Below are 19,772 nucleotides of genomic sequence, written 5' to 3'. Positions count from 1 at the left end.
GCCGGTTAGTTGAGTTGACCAACAACCTCCTGTAATCGGTTGTGCGCCATGTTAATGCCTTGTTTAAAAGGTAGCTTGAGCATGTTGTCTCTCAGTTCAACCGATCGGTAAACTACATGCATGGTAAGCTTGCTGGTTTGTTCAGTCAGTTTTTCAAACTCCAAAAACTCCAGCTGTACATCAAAGGGCGTATTTTCCATTTCGAAGGTTCGCGTAATTTTTTGGTCAGGCACAAAATCGTGGATGGTGCCATTGGCCCTAAATACCACGTTTCCATTTTTGTCGCTGGTTTCAAAACGGTAACTGCCATGTTTTTTATTGTCGAGCTGCAGTACCTTGGTACCCATCCACTGTGCTACAATTTCGGGTTCTTCATAAGCTTTAAAGAGCAAGTAAAGAGGAAGGTCGAACTCGCGGGTAATGGTAAGCTCTTGTTTGCCTTCCTGGGCATCTATTTTCGTTTTGAGTTCCATGTTTTTATTTGTTGGCTTGATAGGTTTTCATGATGCTTTCCAGTTTGTTGAAGCGATCGTCCCACATTTGGCGGAAGGGTTCGATAAAATCGGCTACTTCTTTCATTTTTTGGGCATTGATGTGATAGTGGATTTCCCTGCCGTTTGGTGTTTGTTGCAGCAAGGCGCATTCGGTCAAGATTTGGAGGTGTTTGGAAACCGTTGGCCGGGCGGTATCGAAATTGGCGGCTATGGCGCCTGCAGTCATCGATTGCGAGGCTACCAAGAGCAGGATGGCTCTTCTGGTCGGATCGGCTATGGCTTGGAATACATCTCTTCGTAAATTCATTATGTAGCTATTTGACTACAAATATAAATGTAGTTATTTGACTACGCAATTTTTTCTGAAAAAACTTCGCGAATGATTTATTGCTCGGTTCCCGAATGGCTCATAAACCACTTGGCAATGGCCTTTTTAAGCTCATTGCCATCTGGCTCGCCCTCGCAGGCCCAGGCAATAAAACCATCTGGACGAACCAATACGGCGTTTAGACCAAGCCGGTTTTTTGCTTGATGTGAAATATATTTTAATTGTTTGCCGTATGGAAGTGCCAAGGCTTTTAGCGAAGTGTTGTCTGCAAAGTCGAGCAATATGCCTTGGCCATCGTGCATAAAATCGCCAATAGTGGTGCCGTCTTCAAATTCAAAATTCGGAACACTGTAGCCCGTAAGCGGGTGGTTGCCATTAAGTTCATAGTGCGTAAAAATGCCCCAAATCCTGCTGGCAAAATAAGTAGCGCCATCTGGTGTGGCAATGAGATCGCGCATAATGGCATGCAGCGCGCGCGAAGCCGGGTTTGGGTTCATGATGGCCACCTGCGCCCGCGACCAGTCCAGTACCTGTGCGCCTATTGGATGCCGTTCGGCCTCATAAGTATCTAATAAGTCTTCAGGCGCTCTATTGTGAAGGGTGGCAGCCAGTTTCCAGCCCAGGTTCATGGCATCGCCAAGCCCAAGGTTAAGTCCTTGCCCACCTAAGGGCGAGTGGATATGGGCCGCGTCGCCAGCTAAAAATACCCGTCCGTTGCGATAGGTTGTAGCCTGTCTGGCCCGGTCTGTCCATGTAGTGGCCGTATGCAAAGCGCTAATGGTTACATCGGTGTCCGATATCCGGCGTAGCGCTGTTTGTATGTGTGCTAAGGTAGGGGCTTGCCCCGAATTGTGGAACGCGCCGCCATCAAAGTCTTGGAGTAGCAAATAGCCAGGTTGCGATTGCATGTACATCCCTCTTGCAGTCATGATGCGGCCCGTTTGGAGTTTTTCTGGGTCAACAAGATCTATTTTGGTCGAATAACCGGTAAATTCGGGCTCGGTACCCTCAAATTCGAAGCCGCCAGCTTTACGCACCACGCTTCGGCTACCATCGCAGCCTACCAGCCATTTGCCTTTAAAAGATCGTTGGTTGCTACATACTGTTACTGCGTTGTCGGTTTGTTCGAAACCGGTAATTGCCTGACCGTGTTTAATTGTTACGCCCAAAGTTGTTGCACGCTTTGCCAGCACGGTTTCGATTTCCTGCATCTCGGTGATTAGACTGGTTGGTGTAGCGCTTGGCAGGCGGTATTTCCAACTTGAGCTATGGATGTTGCCTTCGGCTAATGGAATGCCCGCAAAATGTCCGACCTGTCTATGCTTGCCCCCTTTGGCGTTTTGGTGGGGATTTTTGAGTTGTTTGTGGAGTTCCAAGGCATTAAAAAGGCCACGACGGTAAAAGGCTTCAATGGTTGGAGCCGAAAGGCCGCGGATGCCAAAAGGGAGCTGCTTTAAAGGCGACTGGTTATTTGCGGTTTTTTCGAGAATCAGGACCGAGCATTTGGCCAGGGCCAGTTCGCAGGCTAAAAAAAGACCTACAGGCCCCGCACCGGCAATAATGACATCGTAAATGGCTTGGTTTTTTATAGATTTATGGTCTTGTCGTGTTGTTTTCATGTTGAATGATTGAAACACAAAATTCGACAATGTTTAAGGGCTAGGCTTGTACAAACGCGACAAAATCGCCGCTTATGGCTTGTTTGCCCTGTTTGGCTTTTTTGGCGAATGCCGCTGGCGTAGTGCCCGTAAAGCGTTTGAATTCCCTGCTGAGGTGGGATTGGTCGGTGTAGCCCAGCTCATGGGCCAAGCCGGCAAGATTCGAATCTGGATGGTGCCACAAACGGTTTCGCACCTGCTCGAAACGGATGAGCGCCGAAACATCTTTAACCGTGTGACCGGCAGCCTGCTTAAATTTTCTTTCCAAGGTACGCACCGTGGCATGGGCTTCGGCAGCTACCTTACCCACAGACATGGCGCCATTGGCTTTCCTTATGGCCATGCCGGCTTTTGCAAGCGTATGGTCAACAGCAATCTGTTGCCGCATAGCTAAGCAATATTGAATCAGCGTAAAAATTGCTTCATCAATTTGGCCGGTTTTTACCTGTTTGGCCAATGTAGCTTGGATATCGGCTATCGGATGCTCAAACAAGTGTACGCCCTGTTTGCGCGATGGCAAGCCGAGCAAGTCGAATACAGTCCATGGAAAACATCGGATGCCAATAATTTCCAAAGGACCATCCGTGTAAAAGATAATAGGCTGATTGAGCAAGCCCATGACGAATGGCGAGGGTAAACGCTGCAGATTTCTAGGATAAGCTTGGTAGAGGTTGCCAAAGTAGAAGATAATTTCGGCATAGCCGTCGGGAACTACTTCAAAACTCGATTCGGCCGTTTCAAATGTTCTTTTATTGTGCCAAAAGCACTTGATGATGTCGCGTAAGGTTGCTGGAGCTTCAAACTCTTGGTGCTGCATATGGAAAGATAGCAATTTTGGGAAATATCCCAGGCATGTTGAAGGTGTGCAATAGCTTAGAGTAGGCGATGCTGTCGATGTGGTTGTTGCTTGAGGCGAACTGTAAGGTTGGCTCTTGTTTTGTAAAGCTGCTTAGCTCAATATCTCTTTTTTTGGCTGAAAATAACGGGCATTCACTTTTCATGTATCAAGCAACTATTGCTTGAGGCAATCGAAAGGTTGTACGAGTCGCAATTAGCCCCTTAACTTGTCCCTTTTGCACGCTTGAAGGTAGACGGTATTGCCGTAGTTTTGGATAAACTAAATCAAAGCAATTATGGCAACTCAAATTTTTGTAAACCTATCGGTTAAAGACCTCAACAAATCCGTGGAGTTTTTTACCAAACTGGGCTATACTTTTAATCCGCAATTTACCGACGAGAAAGCGACCTGCATGGTCATCAGCGATACCATTTACGTGATGTTGCTTACCGTGCCTTTCTTCCAGACTTTTACCAAAAAAGAAATTGTTGATGCGCATAAAGCAATAGAATGTTCCATCGCACTTTCGGCCGACAGCAAGGAAGCTGTTAACGAAATGGTAGACAAGGCCGTGGCCGCCGGAGCTACCGTGCCTAACCCGGCCAGCGATTATGGCTTTATGTACCAGCACAGTTTTGAAGACCTCGATGGCCACCATTGGGAATTTGTATGGATGAATCCCGACGGCATGCCTGAACATCAAAGCTAGGAGCTTGATTTAAGCCCGACCACGTCCGGCATCAAATAATGGACGTTCACTGAAAATCAAAAAGACCAACCTTTACCCAGGTTGGTCTTTTTGATCATTGTCATGTAGGGTTTCTATAAACAACAGGGCAGGACCTAAAAATCAGAAGCGTGCTTAGAAACAAAATGGACCAATCTCCTTACATTTGCCTCCATTAAAATAAGCTATGGTTCTCAAGTATTTTACGTTCAGTCTATCCATCGCCTTCATCTCTTGGATTATCGGCATTATGGCCAACGCGCTTTTGGTCAGCACCCAATTTTACAAAACACGATTAACGAACCTCTTTTTGATCAGGAACGAATGGCTGGGAAGGATGATCGGGCTTGACGCATTCAGGTGGATTGTCCAAAATTCGTTCTTCAAATACTTCAACCCGAAGCTTTCCATGAAAAAGAGGATCAGACCAAGCGAATTGGATTCCTTGCGCCAGGAGATGACAGTGGCAGAAATTGGGCACCTGTGCGGGTTTCTGTTTGTGCTGCCGTTTGTAGGGGCAAAGCTCTTCAAGGGCGATTGGCTATTCGCTTTGATCATGATGTTAGTGAATATCCTGATGAACCTCTATCCTTTGCTGCTGCAGCAAGACAATAAAAGGCGGATCGATCGGTTCAGGGAAAAAATCCGTTCAAAACAGCCGAAGCAACAGGTAAGGGCTTAGAATTATTGCCAGCTATAAGGCGGCTTTCAATGTCGCCGACCAGATGGAAGATCTTACGCCGCACGCCCAACTGTCAAAGGAAGTAAATATGGAGGCGGGATTAAAAATGGCAAACTTAACGGTGAAGGTAAGGTTACCGACAAGTTCGGAAATTACGTGTTAGGCATATGGAAAGACAACAAATTGGTCAAGCACATTTATGGCAGTACCCACCAGTTTCGCGAAAAGAATATGCCTTATGATGAACTCTAATTGTTGTTGCTTTGATATGGTGGTTTGTAGAATTTAAAGGCTGCCAGATATGAAATTACGGTTTTTTATCGTGCTGGGAACTCAATAGCCGACGTAATTTGACCCGCAGGTAATCATAGAACAGCGCGATGAATAACAACCCTGTTGGTATGCAAAAAGCGCTGAAAGACATGTTGTTGAAGCAAAGTGCACCGGCGATAGCACCGGCCAGGAAGGATATAATAATGGAAATACGCAACAGGATACGACGCTTGAGTGTGGCATCCGGTTTAAATCCCGAAATGGCTAAAGCGGAAAGATCAATTCCAAGGTCTGTGAACATCCCTGTTAGGTGCGTAGTACGCACAACCGAACCCGAGATCATCGAAACTAATGCATTCTGCATGCCCATTGCGAACAATAAGCTTCCTGCGAAGTACTCGGTTTCAGGAAGGGTTTGTTGATAATGTGGCCCATAGAGCCCAACAAAGCCTACGATGAGCATAATTACAATGATCGGTGCAGAATATGCAGCAGCTTGATTTCGTCCATTCCGGCCTATATACCATCCTGAGCAAAATGCACCTGCCAGAAAAAGAAACAACCAAAGGACAACCATCCGTGCCGAACGCCAGTGTTCTTCTGCCAGGTTAACCGCCAATAAAGCTGCATGACCGGTTACATTAGTGGTCAGGACAGCAAATGCTATAAAGCCTGCAGCATTGATAAATCCTGCGTTCAGGCAGAGCAATATAGCTAAACGCAGGTTATGGGTAAAACTTCTTTTATGGCCTATATGACGCAACATATACAAAAGTTCAGCATTTATTCAATTATATAAATTATTGCCCTTGTGACATTGCTGTTATTGAGCATCTGATAAATCTATAAAACAGTTGTCGTATTGTTAAAAAAGCACGATATATAAATCCATTTTTGGACTGATCTTATCGATCCCGCCATTTGCATAATTTTTAAATGCGATATTTTAATATGCTGGACTAATACAACTTTAATTCCAGTCGTTTCTTTTTTACAAAGAAGTTTTCGTTTCGGCAAAACTAAGTAAAAAAGAAATCTCCAATAGGTTCATTTATCAACACGATATTCCAATGGAATGGCTAAAGTGAGCCATCTGGTTAAAGAATCTTATTTGATCAATAATCAGGGATGTTTTAGGACATGCTGATGCCAGTATAGTTATGCACATTTTGATATGGTGAAGTGCATTGCTTATGATCATTGCCATAGTGGCAAAATGTACTTCGGACCTATTCATTTTGCGTGGGAAAATTTATGGTTAGCAATGATGAAACGTACAATATGCCATGATTAGATGTCATAAATATTTCAACGTATTACAGATGGTGGATAAGCTATAACATAACATTTAAAGAATATGTCGATCGTTCAAGGACAAGACCCCTGTACTAGACCATTCGCTAAGGTGGTCAGGGACGCGGAATCGACCAGCATACACCCTTTGTTCGTAGGAACGTTGAACACGGTTTATACTGATGACCGACGAAGCACCTTCAACTGTACGCCAACTAATTTAAAAACGCATTCAGGTTCAACAACCTGTTAGGGCTTTCACTCATCTCAAGACTAATGTATAAGCAACTGAAATATGCAACATTAAGAAAAACTAGGTAAGACTTGCTAAGAGGGTGTCCCTAAAGTTACCTGCCACAAGAAAATGGATGGGAGTAGCAGTTTTAGGATAAAGCTACTGTTTTGTAGCTGCTTATTTTAAGCGACAAAAGAGGCATGCCAGAATTAAACCTGGGCTTTGCCTCTTTTGCAGCTTTGGTAGCGGGGAGCAGGATCGAACTGCCGACCTCAGGGTTATGAATCCTGCGCTCTAACCATCTGAGCTACCCCGCCGGGAAAAATAATATCAAATGTTGAATACTATTTTTTAAAGAGTTGCAAATATAGAATAAATTACTTTTCTTTAGAAACAAAAATTAAAAAAATAGTCCATTATTTTTACAGATAGCGGTGTTTAAGGATGTCAGAAAAGAAAAAATTTAATCTAGAATATGAATTGAGGTCTTCTCCACGTATACTGTTCAGCTTTATCAGCGAGCCTAATGGGCTGTCGCAATGGTTTGCAGACGATGTAGTTTTCAGAGACCAAACCTATACCTTTACCTGGGATGGAGAAGTGCAAAAAGCCAAGCTGCTAAGCGTAAAAGAAAACAAACTTGTTAAGTTTAAATGGGTTGACGATGATCCGCATTGCTATTTCGAAATGGAAATCGTTCAGGATGAACTGACCAACGATGTTGCCCTTGCCATTACCGATTTTGCTACCGACGAAACCCTTGCCGAAAAAAAACAAATCTGGGATAACCAGATCACTTACCTAGTTAGCGTTATCGGAGGCTAATTTTTTCGTCGGCTTTGCCTATCTTTGTATATTGAAAAAGATACACCTACTGCTGATCAAGGCATTTATCAGGCCATTTTTCGTCACATTTTTTATTGTGATGTTTATCCTGTTGATGTTCTTCCTGTTCAAGTATATCGACGATTTGATCGGAAAGGGCTTCGAGTGGTATACCATTGCCGAAGTTATGCTTTATGCCTCAGCCGCCAATGTGGCTATGGCTTTGCCACTGGCCGTGCTGCTTTCCTCTATCATGACCTTTGGCAGCCTGGGCGAAAACTATGAGCTCGTGGCCATCAAATCGGCCGGTGTTTCGCTGCAAAAGGCCATGCGGCCCCTGTTTGTCTTTATCATCGGCCTTTCTTTTGCCTCTTTTCTGTTTTCAGATTACATGCTGCCTAAAGCCAACCTCAAATATGGTTCGTTGCTGTATGATATACGCAATAAAAAACTTTCGTTTCTGATTAAGCCTGGCGTTTTTAACAACAGCATACAGAATTATGCCATGCGCGTAGAGCGTAAAGGCGAAGGCGCAATCGATTCTTTGTATGGCATCATGATCTACGACCATACCGGAACCAACGGCATTCCTAAAATTATCCTAGCCGAAAAAGGCAGGATGGCCAAAACCAGCGACGACCAATACTTGGTGCTAAGCTTGGTAAATGGCGTACGCTACGAAGAAAATACAGGTAACGGTTCCTTTAATCCGCACCAAACCTTAACCCGCATGCGCTTTAAGCAAACAGAAGTGAAGTTTGACCTGGGCAGCTTTGGCGGATTTAATCGTACCCAGGAGGCCAGTTTCAAAAACAATGCCCCGATGCTGAATAGGAGAGAGCTGCTGCATCGCGAAGATTCGATCAGGAAAAGCCTCGATAGCCTGAATAAAACCACCAAGATAAATGCCTCTGCCTATTTTAAGCAAAACGAAATGGCCAAAGGCTATACCAAGGTTAAGGTGTCGGCTAAAGTCATCAAAGGCTCTATCTTAAATGCTATTCCTAAAAACCTGCGCATACAAGCGGTGCAAAGTGGCTACGATCAGGCCGAAACCGTCAAGCAGATTGTGATTAACCGTATTTTGGATTTCGATTTCAAATCGAAAGAAATTATCCGGGCGCAGATCGAATACCAGCGTAAATACACCTTGGCCGTTTCCTGTTTGTTGCTGTTCTTTATTGGTGCTCCTTTGGGTGCCATCATCAGAAAAGGCGGCTTGGGCCTGCCAGTAGTTATAGCCATTGTCTTCTTCCTCATTTACCATATTCTTTCTACCGTGGCCGAAAAATCGGCTAAGGAAGGCTCGCTAGATCCAAATTTTGGCATGTGGGTGGCCATCATCATTTTAACGCCTTTAGGCATTTTCCTAACTTATAAGGCAACGGTAGACTCGGCTTTGTTCGATATAGACTATTACAAACAGCTGATCGTGGGCCTGTTTAAAAAGAAAGAAAGCAAAAAATCAGACTAAACCAGCGCTATTCCTTACTTATCAATGATATTTTAAGCCGATTTATTGTCGGCAAAGGTTGTAACTTTGTATTACGGGAGCCGGTTAAATGTTCTGCCCCGCCAATTTTTTGATCAAATATAAAATGGAAATAAAATTAAATACCATAGACGAAGCACTAGCAGAAATCAGGGCTGGCAAAATCATTATTGTGGTAGACGACGAGGATCGCGAAAACGAAGGCGATTTTATCACAGCTGCCAGAAACGTAACGCCAGAAGTAATTAACTTCATGTCTAAATATGGAAGAGGACTCATTTGTGCACCTTTAATCGAGGATTTATGCAATGATTTGAAGCTCGACCTTATGGTACAGAACAATACCGTTTTGCATCAAACGCCATTCACCGTATCGGTCGATTTAATTGGCCACGGCTGTACAACCGGCATTTCTACTCACGATAGGGCCAAAACCGTACAGGCCTTGATTAATCCGGATACCAAACCTGAGGATTTGGGTAGGCCAGGGCATATTTTTCCGCTTAAGGCGCGTAGGGAAGGGGTATTGAGAAGAACAGGGCATACCGAAGCCACCATTGATATTGCCCGTTTGGCAGGTTTTGAGCCTGCTGGCGTATTGGTCGAAATCATGAACGAAGACGGTACGATGGCACGTTTGCCCGATTTGATGAAAATCGCCGCGCAGCACGAACTGAAAATCATCTCGATCAAAGATTTGATTGCCTACCGTTTGGCAGCCGAAAGCCTTATCAGGGAAGAAGTTACCGTAAATTTGCCAACCGAATGGGGCGATTTTAAAATGACCGCTTACACCCAATTGAGTAATAATGCTACCCACTTGGCCATTACCAAAGGCGAATGGAAAGAAGACGAACCTATTTTGGCCCGCATCCATAGCTCTTGTGTTACTGGCGATATCTTCGGTTCTTGCCGTTGCGACTGCGGTCCGCAATTGCACAAAGCTTTCCAGATGATTGAACAAGAAGGAAAAGGGATCATCGTGTACATGAACCAAGAAGGCCGGGGCATTGGCTTGATCAACAAGTTGCGTTCGTATAACCTTCAAGATGCAGGTTTTGATACGGTTGAGGCCAATATTAAATTGGGCTTTAAAGGCGATGAACGCGATTATGGCGTGGGCGCACAGATCTTGAGGGCGCAGGGCGTAAGCAAAATGCGCTTGATGTCTAATAATCCTACCAAAAGAGCGGGCTTAATTGGCTATGGTTTGGAAATCATGGAAAATGTGCCCATCGAAATAGAAAGCAATAAGCATAACGAAACCTATTTGAGGACCAAACGCGATAAAATGGGTCACCAAATCATGAAATAAAACAAAAAATCCGAAGCCTAAGCTTCGGATTTTTTTATGCTCATTGGTCGGCCAAGTAGCAGCTGTAAACTGCCAACTGGTTATTGAAAACCGCGAACCGTAAACTATCTTTTCGGATTGTTTTTCTTGCTCTCGTTCAAAATGGCTTCCTTGTTCACCTTTTCTTTTTGAGCCTGTTCTTGCTTTTTCTTCTGTTCTTTACGGTATTTGCCGGTTATTTTTTGCAGGAATTCCCTAAACGAATCAAACTGCTGACTGTAAATCAGGCCAAAAGAAGTAACGTTGGCATTAGGATCGACCCCAGGATTGGCAAAAATGCTTTGTTGCGTTGGCGGCTTGTTGGCCAGTTTGCCCACTAGCGTTCCGTCTTTTTTAATCAAGCCTAAAATCTCCACCTCTTTGCCCACATTGTCTTTAAACAAGCCCACCGAATAATCGGTAGAGCTTTTGGTGTTGTCTACGATGCCTGCATTGACAATAATACGGTCGTTAAAGAATTTAAATGAAGCACTGGCCTCGTTAAAAGAACGGATGTTAATGTCGACAAAGTTGAGGTTTAAAGACGAAAGGAGGTTGTTGAACTGGTTAAAAATCAGCTCGCTGGCAGTGCTTGTGCCCACAGAACCCAATTGTTGGCCTAGGTTTTCCTTTCCCGTGCCCGGTGCAAACCTGCGTTGGATAATCAAGCTCAAGGCCTGCGTATTCAGGTTATTGCCGTCGTTAAAATACGACTGTAGCTTTTCTTTGATGGCAGGATTGGCCGGAAAGAAAATATCCAGTTTGATGTCGGGTTGCAAAAGCAGGCCGCTGAGCCCCATTTCTACCTCGGTTTGTACCCTCTCATTCGTGCTCGACGATTGATCCTGGTTGGCTGCGGTATACAAATCGGCAGTGCTGGCCCTCAGGGCATAAATGGCTTTGAGGTTGATTTGCGCATTGGCTGGATTGCCTGTCCATCGGATCGTTCCGCCCTGTCGAATTTCAAAACGCTTGTTGATGACTTCCTGGGCTGTAAAATCGAAAAGACCGCTTTCAATGATATAATCTCCTTTCATTTCAAAATCGCCGCCGCTGGTAATGTTCAGCTCCAGTTCTGCATTTCCCTTGCCGCTCAGCTTGCCGAGCACCGTATAAATATTGGCTATCGAGTTAGGGTCTACCCGAAGTTTGAAATTCATTTTCAAGCCATCAAAACTCGTCTGCTTCTTCACGGTTTTGGTGGTGTCTTTGCTTACAAAAGTGATAAAGTCTTTATCCGAAATGGTTTCAGAACTGTTTAGCGGCAGGTTAAAGATAGTCCCCTTTTCTGTTTTGGCATCAATGTTAATCAGCATGCTACTGGTTGGACCATTAAAAGAAAAGTCGCCCGTGGCATAAGCCCTGCCGTAGTAAAGCGAATTGTCTTTTGAAGTAGTATTGAGTGCCATAAAGTTGGTGGCATTGATTTGAACCCTGATCGTAGGGTCGTCGAGGTTGTTCAGGTCAACCGTTCCGTTGGCTTTAGCTTCATTGCCTTCGGCATCTTCCAGCACCAAATCGTTAATTTGGATTACACTATTGTCTATCTGTATCTTATCGTTGAGGGTGTAAGGAGTTTTCAGGTAGTTTACAGTCACTTCGCCACGATCAAAAGAAACATCGCCGTTAATGCGGGGCTTGCTGAGCGGGCCTTTTACCGTAAGGTCGGCAGAAATATTTCCCTTAAGGTTAGAAACCAGCTTTTTCACAAAAGGTTCGAGCACGGTAAGCTTGCTGCCGTCCATCTTTATGGCTAGGTCTATGTTTTTCTCCTTCAGGTCAACGCCACCGGTTATCTTAAAGGTTTCCCTATTGTCGGTCATGATCTGCGTATACACGTTTACCGCATTTTTTGCTTGATCATAGGCCGAAGTGTCGGTTAGGCGGCCAATGTAGGTGTCGTTAAAATTCAAAGAATCGATGCTCAGGCTATCCGTAATTCGCGGCGTTTTCAAAATGTCGTACAATCGCGTTCGGCCATTTACCTTTCCGGCCAATTTGATGCCCATGGCTTTCACAAATGGATTGAGCGTTTTGAGGTTGAAGTTTTCGAAGCCTACCAGCAAAAGGTCTTTGGGGTCTTCAGAGAGTACACCGTCAACCGAAAGCATCTGCTCGCCATTGCTGAGCGAGAAATTGTCGATGGCCGTTTTGCCTTTGTTGAAATTGATGCGTACCTTTTCCTGGATGTTCCAATCTTCGCTGTTGATTTTGAGGATGGAAGGCAAGATGCTGATTTTCGCGCTGTCATTTACAAACTCTACCAATCCGTTCAAATCGAGTTGATTGGCGTCGTCGGCATTAGACATTTTTAAGTTGAGCGCCAAGCTGTCGTTTCGCAACACATTGGCGATGTTCACGTTTTTAATGTACAGGCTGTCGTTCAGGTCAACACGGTCGGAAGTGATAATGGCTTGTAGCTGCTTGGCTGTAGTGTTTTCCTCCAGGATGATGTTGTTGGCCGTAATGCCTTTGTAAGTGAGCTTCCTGATGCTGCCGTTAAGCGTTGCCGTATTGTTTCTCGAATCGAAAGAGCCAATCAAAATGGCCTGGTCGTCGATGGTCAAGCCCGGCGCCACCAGTTCGGCAATCGGTTCAAATCGTTTCACCCGAAGGTTAAAATCGAAAATCTGCGTTTTATAGTTGATAATATCGGCCTTAAGTGAAGGAATATAAGTTTTGGCGATGGCCTTGTAGTACGACACAATAGTGTTGAGGTCGTACTGGCCTTTGATGCTCGCGTCGAAAATATCGGATTTAATGGCCAAACTTCTTTCCTGGCCAATGCCTTTGGCATTCAGCTGTACGGAATCGATATGGTATATTCCCTTTTTGTTGTTCAGCGTAATGTGCTGCACAAGCAGATTGCCTTGGATGTTGTCGAGGTTATTGCCTGAAAAGTTAGTGCTGAAATCGGCATCTACTTTTAGCGAATCCTTGTACAGTTTTAAAGTCTTTAAACGGGCATTGCGGATATTGGCTTTGAAATTAAATACAGGCAATGCCGGATTGAGGTTCACACCGCCATCAAAAGTCAGCTGTATGTTTTTGTCGTTGATCTTAAGGCTGCCGTCGAAATATTTTTTGTCGAAAGTGCCGTCAATTTTAATGTTACGATAGCGATAGCCATTAAAATCGATATAAGTTACATCGCCGTTCAGCTGTTCGGTTAGTTCTTTCACTTTATCGCCTTTGCCTTTCACGTAAAGTGCAGAGGTAATGCGCCCAAGATTTTTTTCATTGAGCAGATCGCCGAGGTTGAAATCAAAAGTCTGTACGTTTCCAGTGTAGGATGGGGTGCCTTTCTTGTCGATTTTCATGTTCACGTCAGACTTGAAGCGCCCGAGGTTAGTCTTGAATTCGCCGTAAGCAATAAAATCGTTCTGGAAACCTGTAAACGAACCATTGAAGTTTACGTTGCCGAACTTGCTGACGATTTGCGGAATAGCACGCATCGGTTTGCCGGTTACATCGGTGAGGATGGCTTCAAGGTCCTTTTTGTTGGTGCCGGCCAGTTCTATTTTCATGTCCATAAAGGTCTGTTCCCAATCTGGCAAACCCTTCATGGTAAAATCGCCTTTAATATAAGTGGCCTGGCCCGCTTTGAGGGCAAGCTTTTTGGCTTTTAAGTCGCTTACATAACCGGTAATCTGCCCGTCAATATCAAGGTCGAGTTTCATTTTATCCAGCTCGGGAGCAAAGTAGGCTACGTCTCTCGAAGAAATGTGGCTTCCCCTAAAATTGGCCTTCATCCTTACCTTGTTTACATAATCGTTGAAGTCTTTAAACCGGCTGAACTTCATTTGGTAGTAATCGGTTAAGCGGCTTTGGTTGGTTACCAGCAATAGTTTCTGCAATTCGATCTGGTTGGTGTCGACGGTGGTAAAAGCACTCAGGTTTTTGAGATAAAAGCCACTTTTTTCCCTGAAGGTCAGGTTCTTGATGTTGGCCTGGATAATATGGTTGTTGGTGTTCAGTTTTTCGAAAATGCCATTGAGCTGTTTCAGGTCGATGTCCTCAAAGTTTACGCCTTTCACAACCGTGTTGATTTTAAGGTTCTTGTACTTAAAAGCTACATTATTGAGGATAACCCGGTTAAACAAGAACTGGAATTTCTTTTTCTTCTTTTTGGGCTTTGGCTTTTGGCTAGGTGTGTCAAAGTAATCGATAATGAAATCGAGGTTAGAGGTGCCGTTTGGATAGTCCTTTAAAAAGAAAGCGCCGTTGTTAACCTGAACCGTGTTGACATCCAGTATTCTCTCTTTTAAAGAAAATTTGTTAATGTCGACCAAAAACTTGGGGAAATTGGCCAAAGTGTCTTTTTGTTGGTCAAGTACGACCAGTTTTTCGAGCACTACCGATTTAAATGGCTTTACATAGAGTCCGCCGATCGAAACGGTGGTATGAAGTTCTTTGGATAAATAAGCGGCTGCTTTTTGGGCTACATAGGTCTGTACGGGCTTAAACTGAAGCGAAAATAGCAACACGCCAAGCAACAATATAATTGATGCGACAACCCAAAGCAGTATTTTTAATAGTTTTTTAATAATTTTGTAGCTTAATAATCTTTAACCGTGCCTATCATACTTGCCATAGAATCCTCATGTGATGAAACTTCAGTTGCCGTTTGTAACAACGGCAAAATTACTGCCAATGTTATTGCAAACCAAACAATTCATGAAAATTATGGTGGCGTAATTCCAGAATTGGCTTCAAGGGTTCATCAGCAGAACATTGTGCCAGCGGTACAGCAGGCCTTGGCCATTGCTCAAGTTGACAAAAACGAGTTGGATGGGGTTGCTTTTACACAAGGGCCCGGTTTGTTGGGGGCTTTGCTGGTAGGTGTTTCTTTTGCCAAATCGTTTGCATTGGCGCTCAATCTACCGCTTATTTCGGTTAACCACATGCAGGCACATATTTTGGCTCATTTTATCGATGATCCGAAGCCTCCGTTTCCGTTTTTGTGCCTGACTGTGTCTGGCGGACACACCCAAATTGTATTGGTGAAAGATTATTTTGATATGGAAATCGTGGGCGAAACCCTGGATGATGCAGCAGGAGAGGCTTTTGACAAGACTGCAAAAATCCTCAATCTGCCTTATCCTGGTGGCCCGTTGATTGATAAATACGCCCAAAACGGCAATCCTTTAGCCTTTAAATTTCCTGAACCGCAAATTCCCGGATTAAACTATAGTTTTAGCGGGTTTAAAACAGCTATTTTGTATTTTGTTAGAGATCGGCAAAAAGAGAACCCCCAATTTGTGGAGGAAAATCTAGCCGATATCTGTGCGTCGGTTCAATTTAGTATTGTCGGCATTCTGTTAAATAAATTAAAAAAAGCGGCTAAGGAGTACGGAATTAAGGATATTGCCATAGCTGGAGGTGTTTCGGCCAATTCTGGATTAAGAAATGCACTTCAGGACATGCAGAAGGAGTTAGGCTGGAACGTTTACATTCCCGCGTTTCAGTATTGCACAGATAATGCAGGGATGATCGCTATTGCTGGTTATCATAAGTTTTTGGCTGGTGAATTTGTTGGGCAAGAAGTTTCGCCGATGGCGAGAATGAACTTTTAAAAAATAAAATTATGGGAACGACGAGTTATGTGTTTTTTGGTCTGCTGCTTATTCCATTGATTGTCTTTTTGATTTGGATGATTAAGCAAGACAAAAAGAAAAACTATTTGGGATTGTTTTTTCTTTTGTTCGGCATCGTTATCGCCCTTTATACCATCATCAAACTGGATAAAAACTTTATGGAGAACAATGGCCAAGTAGCGCCTAAGTCTTCAAGTTTTAAATAGGTTGGGCCAGAATGCTTATTCGCTGATTGATTGTTGAATTGGCCAATGGGCGGTTGATGGGTAAAAACTGAAAATTCGCCGGAAAAAAGATGACTTCATGAATGGTGGCTTGGCCATAGCGAAGGGTTGAACATGCCCATCTTGTTATTTGCTTTTCATCTTCCATGGATTGATCGGGGAGATTAATCAAGGCAAGGGCAACAAAAAAGCCATCTTATCGATTGAGCGAACAAAGAGTTATCTTGTCTTGGCAAACATGTAGATTGATCTCCCTTCGTTCGCTCATACGAGCTGATGGCATCGGTTGTAAATTATTTTAAGCCTAAGCTTCTTTGTCCTCCAGCTTATCTCCGGTTACCTCTTCACGGATTTTAGTTTCAATTTCTTCGGCTAATTCCGGATTGTCTAATAGCAATTGCTTCACGGCATCTCTTCCCTGTCCCAGTTTGGTATCGCCATAAGAGAACCAAGAACCTGCTTTTTTGATGATGTTGAAGTCGACGCCCAGGTCGATGATTTCGCCGGTTTTCGAAATACCTTCACCAAACATGATGTCGAATTCGGCAATACGGAAAGGAGGAGCCACTTTATTTTTAACGATTTTTACCTTAACACGATTTCCAGATACTTCGTCAGAATCTTTGATTTGAGAAGTTCTACGGATATCTAAACGTACCGAAGCATAGAATTTAAGGGCGTTACCACCGGTTGTGGTTTCCGGATTACCGAACATCACGCCGATTTTTTCGCGCAATTGGTTGATGAAAATACAGCAACATCCGGTTTTTGAAATGGTTCCGGTTAGCTTACGCAAGGCCTGGCTCATTAAGCGGGCCTGTAAGCCCATTTTGCTGTCGCCCATTTCGCCTTCAATTTCGGCTTTTGGCACCAAGGCTGCCACCGAGTCGATGACGATCACATCGATAGCGCCCGAACGGATCAGGTTATCGGCAATCTCCAAAGCCTGCTCGCCATTATCTGGTTGCGAAATCAATAGATTGTCGGTGTCTACGCCTAGTTTTTTGGCATAAAATTTATCGAAGGCATGTTCGGCATCGATAATAGCGGCAATGCCACCTTTCTTTTGGGCTTCGGCAATGATGTGGGTGGCCAAGGTGGTTTTACCTGAAGATTCCGGGCCATAAATCTCTATAACACGGCCTTTAGGAACGCCACCAATGCCCAAGGCAATGTCTAAACTGATGGAGCCGGTAGAGATGGCATCCATGGTTTCTACGGCTTGGTCGCCCAATTTCATGATTGAGCCTTTGCCGTACGATTTTTCTAATTTATCTAAGGTAAGCTGTAACGCTTTAAGTTTTTCTGTGTTTGGGTTCATGTCTGTAAATCTGAAAGTAAATGTAAAATAAATATCGGCTAATAAAAAGCGGTAATGCTAATAACTTTAGCAAACATATCAATTTAAATTTAATATGTACAAATAAAATTCGATTTATTTTTTCAACATTGCCGAATAGCTAAATTATTTAGCTTTGAAATTTTGCTCAAAATACTTGCAGAAGTGCGTAATTTCGCAAATGCTGCATTTTGGGTTTCGGGCCACGCAAACATAACGGCCGTGCAGGATAAGCCAGTGGTGGGCAGTAGCAATCGTATACTCGGGCAAGTGTTTCACCAGGTCTTTTTCTACGGCCAAAGGCGTTTTGCCCCGGGTAAGCCCAATTCTGTTGGCTACCCTGAAAACATGCGTATCAACGGCCATGGCCGGCGCATCGAAAACTACCGAAGCGATTACATTTGCCGTTTTTCGACCAACGCCCGGCATTTTTTGTAGTTCTTTCACGTCGGACGGCACCTGGCTGTTAAAATCGTTGACCAGCATGTTAGCCATGCCCACTAGGTGTTTGGCTTTGTTGTTGGGGTAGCTCACGCTCCTGATGTAATCAAAAACCTGGTCTGGTGTAGCCTCAGCCAGCGATTTAGGATGAGGGTAACGCTGAAAAAGTGCGGGTGTAACCTGATTGATGCGTTTGTCGGTACATTGCGCAGAAAGAATAACGGCCACCAAAAGCTGATACGGGTTGTTGTAGTGCAGCTCTGTTTCGGCATTCGGCTGCTTGGTGGCAAAGTGGGCCACAAATTCTTGGTAGCGTTCTTTTTTGAGCATGTACAAATATAGGTATGTTAGTTCATAGTTGATAGTCCATAGGCTAATGGCCATTGGCCTATACGTTGATTTCGCCGATCAAGGCATCGCAGGCAGCAAAAGATTCGTAGAGGTATTTGTTGCGGTGCTTTTCGCCCTGACCGCTAAAGGCAATCGATTTATTGATGAGGCCCTGCATCCAACGCTTGGTTTGCTCGCAATAAAACTGGTCGTTGGTTTTGAGGTAGTTAAAGGTATTGAACCGGTTAAAGCAAAGCATGCTTTCCTTAAAATCGACCAAGTAGGCAATGCTGCCCAGTACATCGCAATTATACCAGTTAAAAGTATGGTCGGGATCGATGGTTTTTTTGCTGCTGATGGCATACATATTCATGTCGGTTAGGCAGTAACGCACTTGTTCTACCACTTTTTCGGCTAGTGCCTTGTTGCTGATGTAGCCGGCGTCGTAAGCATATCTGATTTGCTCGATGGTGCCATGAACAGTGTCTTTGGCCCAGATTTCGGTGCTCGGTATTTCGAGGTAAAGCTGATGCAACTCCTGCGAAAGCGCGATAATTTCGTCGGTAAGGGTAGAGCCGTCGAATTTTAACTCGCTGTTATTGGCATTATTGGCCCAGAAAAACAGCTTGAATGCCGTTAACTCAGGGTATTTGAAAAAATGGAAAATTGGGATGTCGTCGGTGGTAATGGTGATATGCTTGGTTTTGCTTTGCTGGATGAGCTTGAGATTGGCCAGCAAATCGCCAAGGTAATTGACCATGTTGAGGTCTTCGTTAACGCTCAAAAAATTGAAGGTTACGCTAGATGATTGGTTGGGGTTATAAATGAAGGGTACATTAAACGTATCAGACAGTTGAACCACCTGCTGCAGGCTGAGCGCACTGCCGCCTCTTATCTTTTTGTAGGCTTCGTTCATGCTGATATTTAAGGCGTCGGCTACGCTTTGGGCCAGATTTTGGTAGTCGGGGATGGCCGCCCTGAGTCTTTCGAAAAATGAAACCTGAAAATCTGGCATAAAAAATCCTGTATAAAGTTAATCTCCACTAATTTAATAATTTTTTGGCTCTCTTGATATGATTTAAATAATTTTTAAGATTAATATTTTGAATTTTAATGTTATGTATTTCTTTTAAAGATTTGTTTTTGATTTGAAAGGTGCTTTTAAGGTTAATCTGACAGTTTTGGATGTGTTAATTTCGATCAAACCATTAAAACTTAAAACACATGAAAAGCAAATTGTTATTAATAGCCGGCCTGTTTGCGTGCCATGGGGCGATAGCACAGAAAACCGGTGAGGAAACAACCTTTAACAACCTTTACTTCTATGCAGAGTATGGGCAAACGAAAGGCTACCAGCACCTGTTCCAGGGTGGCGTATACCTGCAGGCAGAAGGTTCTTACCTCAAAATAAAGTCGGTAAGTGCCTTCAGCTACAATACGGATGCCGAGAAGCAGCTCTACCAGCAATACTATTACGATGGCGGTCCACCACAAGAAAACGTAGGCTTTCAAGATGTCAGTTTGATGGTGGGCAAAGGCTATAGGTCGCCGAGGCGCCATCAGATCCAATTTGGCGCTGGACTGTCGGCTTTTTTCAAGACGGATAAAGACGAGGCTTTCAATAGCCGAAAGCAGGCCTATCAGCCCGACCGCTTCAAGACCA

General features: G+C 44.0%; 18 protein-coding genes and 1 tRNA gene. 8 read left to right on the top strand and 11 right to left on the bottom strand.

Going from position 1 to position 19,772, the window contains the following annotated elements; genetic code table 11:
• Positions 1-5: 5 nt before the first annotated feature.
• The 4 genes from JHD69_RS07745 to JHD69_RS07730 form a co-directional block, all read right to left on the bottom strand.
• Entirely contained in the window at positions 6-473 is a 468-nt protein-coding gene (locus tag JHD69_RS07745) for an SRPBCC domain-containing protein (protein WP_199139008.1), read from the bottom strand.
• 4 nt (positions 474-477) lie between these two features.
• Positions 478-801, bottom strand: coding sequence for an ArsR/SmtB family transcription factor (locus JHD69_RS07740; protein WP_199139006.1), 324 nt, complete (start codon positions 799-801; stop codon positions 478-480).
• Positions 802-878: 77 nt separating this feature from the next.
• Positions 879-2,441 (bottom strand): FAD-dependent monooxygenase, encoded by a 1,563-nt coding sequence (locus JHD69_RS07735; protein WP_199139004.1) that lies wholly within the window; start codon positions 2,439-2,441, stop codon positions 879-881.
• A 40-nt stretch (positions 2,442-2,481) separates the two neighbouring features.
• On the bottom strand, positions 2,482-3,297 hold the full coding sequence (locus JHD69_RS07730) for a helix-turn-helix domain-containing protein (protein ID WP_199139002.1): 816 nt from the start codon (positions 3,295-3,297) through the stop codon (positions 2,482-2,484).
• A gap of 316 nt (positions 3,298-3,613) precedes the next feature.
• On the opposite strand from JHD69_RS07730, the gene JHD69_RS07725 reads away from it, so the two are divergent.
• Together JHD69_RS07725 and JHD69_RS07720 are read left to right on the top strand one after the other, a co-directional pair.
• The gene (locus JHD69_RS07725; RefSeq protein WP_199139001.1) at positions 3,614-4,027 is read left to right on the top strand and encodes a VOC family protein; all 414 of its coding nucleotides are present in this window, start codon (positions 3,614-3,616) and stop codon (positions 4,025-4,027) included.
• A 205-nt stretch (positions 4,028-4,232) separates the two neighbouring features.
• On the top strand, positions 4,233-4,727 hold the full coding sequence (locus JHD69_RS07720) for a hypothetical protein (RefSeq protein ID WP_199139000.1): 495 nt from the start codon (positions 4,233-4,235) through the stop codon (positions 4,725-4,727).
• A gap of 307 nt (positions 4,728-5,034) precedes the next feature.
• Here JHD69_RS07720 and JHD69_RS07715 read toward each other — a convergent pair whose 3' ends face one another.
• Both JHD69_RS07715 and JHD69_RS07710 read right to left on the bottom strand, forming a co-directional pair.
• Positions 5,035-5,766, bottom strand: a complete 732-nt coding sequence (locus JHD69_RS07715) for a YoaK family protein (protein ID WP_199138999.1) — start codon at positions 5,764-5,766, stop codon at positions 5,035-5,037.
• Between the two features lie 1,002 nt (positions 5,767-6,768).
• Positions 6,769-6,845, bottom strand: a tRNA-Met gene (locus tag JHD69_RS07710).
• A gap of 127 nt (positions 6,846-6,972) precedes the next feature.
• Between JHD69_RS07710 and JHD69_RS07705 the strand changes: the two genes are divergently transcribed.
• The 3 genes from JHD69_RS07705 to JHD69_RS07695 all read left to right on the top strand — a co-directional run bounded on the left by JHD69_RS07705 (position 6,973) and on the right by JHD69_RS07695 (position 10,160).
• Positions 6,973-7,353, top strand: coding sequence for an START-like domain-containing protein (locus JHD69_RS07705; RefSeq protein WP_199138998.1), 381 nt, complete (start codon positions 6,973-6,975; stop codon positions 7,351-7,353).
• A gap of 31 nt (positions 7,354-7,384) precedes the next feature.
• Entirely contained in the window at positions 7,385-8,827 is a 1,443-nt protein-coding gene (locus tag JHD69_RS07700) for an LptF/LptG family permease (protein ID WP_199138997.1), read from the top strand.
• Positions 8,828-8,951: 124 nt separating this feature from the next.
• Positions 8,952-10,160: a bifunctional 3,4-dihydroxy-2-butanone-4-phosphate synthase/GTP cyclohydrolase II gene (locus tag JHD69_RS07695; protein ID WP_199138996.1), complete on the top strand. Its 1,209-nt coding sequence runs from the start codon at positions 8,952-8,954 to the stop codon at positions 10,158-10,160.
• A gap of 104 nt (positions 10,161-10,264) precedes the next feature.
• On the opposite strand, the gene JHD69_RS07690 is transcribed toward JHD69_RS07695, so the two are convergent.
• The gene (locus tag JHD69_RS07690; RefSeq protein ID WP_370583458.1) at positions 10,265-14,665 is read right to left on the bottom strand and encodes a translocation/assembly module TamB domain-containing protein; all 4,401 of its coding nucleotides are present in this window, start codon (positions 14,663-14,665) and stop codon (positions 10,265-10,267) included.
• An 87-nt stretch (positions 14,666-14,752) separates the two neighbouring features.
• On the opposite strand from JHD69_RS07690, the gene tsaD reads away from it, so the two are divergent.
• Together tsaD and JHD69_RS07680 are read left to right on the top strand one after the other, a co-directional pair.
• Positions 14,753-15,754 carry a tRNA (adenosine(37)-N6)-threonylcarbamoyltransferase complex transferase subunit TsaD gene (gene tsaD / locus JHD69_RS07685; RefSeq protein ID WP_199138994.1) on the top strand — a complete coding sequence of 334 codons (1,002 nt, stop codon included), beginning with the start codon at positions 14,753-14,755 and terminating at the stop codon, positions 15,752-15,754.
• A gap of 11 nt (positions 15,755-15,765) precedes the next feature.
• Positions 15,766-15,981, top strand: coding sequence for a hypothetical protein (locus JHD69_RS07680; protein WP_199138992.1), 216 nt, complete (start codon positions 15,766-15,768; stop codon positions 15,979-15,981).
• Here JHD69_RS07680 and JHD69_RS20950 read toward each other — a convergent pair.
• The 4 genes from JHD69_RS20950 to JHD69_RS07665 form a co-directional block, all read right to left on the bottom strand.
• Entirely contained in the window at positions 15,974-16,147 is a 174-nt protein-coding gene (locus JHD69_RS20950; RefSeq protein WP_233165772.1) for a hypothetical protein, read from the bottom strand. The two genes, JHD69_RS07680 and JHD69_RS20950, sit on opposite strands and share 8 nt — an antisense overlap.
• A gap of 156 nt (positions 16,148-16,303) precedes the next feature.
• Entirely contained in the window at positions 16,304-17,320 is a 1,017-nt protein-coding gene (recA, locus tag JHD69_RS07675) for a recombinase RecA (RefSeq protein ID WP_199138990.1), read from the bottom strand.
• Between the two features lie 144 nt (positions 17,321-17,464).
• Positions 17,465-18,109: an endonuclease III gene (gene nth, locus JHD69_RS07670; RefSeq protein ID WP_199138988.1), complete on the bottom strand. Its 645-nt coding sequence runs from the start codon at positions 18,107-18,109 to the stop codon at positions 17,465-17,467.
• Between the two features lie 58 nt (positions 18,110-18,167).
• Entirely contained in the window at positions 18,168-19,124 is a 957-nt protein-coding gene (locus JHD69_RS07665) for a hypothetical protein (protein WP_199138986.1), read from the bottom strand.
• Between the two features lie 209 nt (positions 19,125-19,333).
• Between JHD69_RS07665 and JHD69_RS07660 the strand changes: the two genes are divergently transcribed.
• A partial coding sequence (locus tag JHD69_RS07660; RefSeq protein WP_199138984.1) for a hypothetical protein occupies positions 19,334-19,772 on the top strand: 439 nt, incomplete at its 3' end.

The sequence above is a fragment of the Pedobacter sp. ASV12 genome, assembly GCF_016429155.1.
Lineage (GTDB): Bacteria > Bacteroidota > Bacteroidia > Sphingobacteriales > Sphingobacteriaceae > Pedobacter.
Note: the sequence above shows the minus strand (reverse complement) of the source record. Positions and strands in the feature narration are given on the sequence as shown.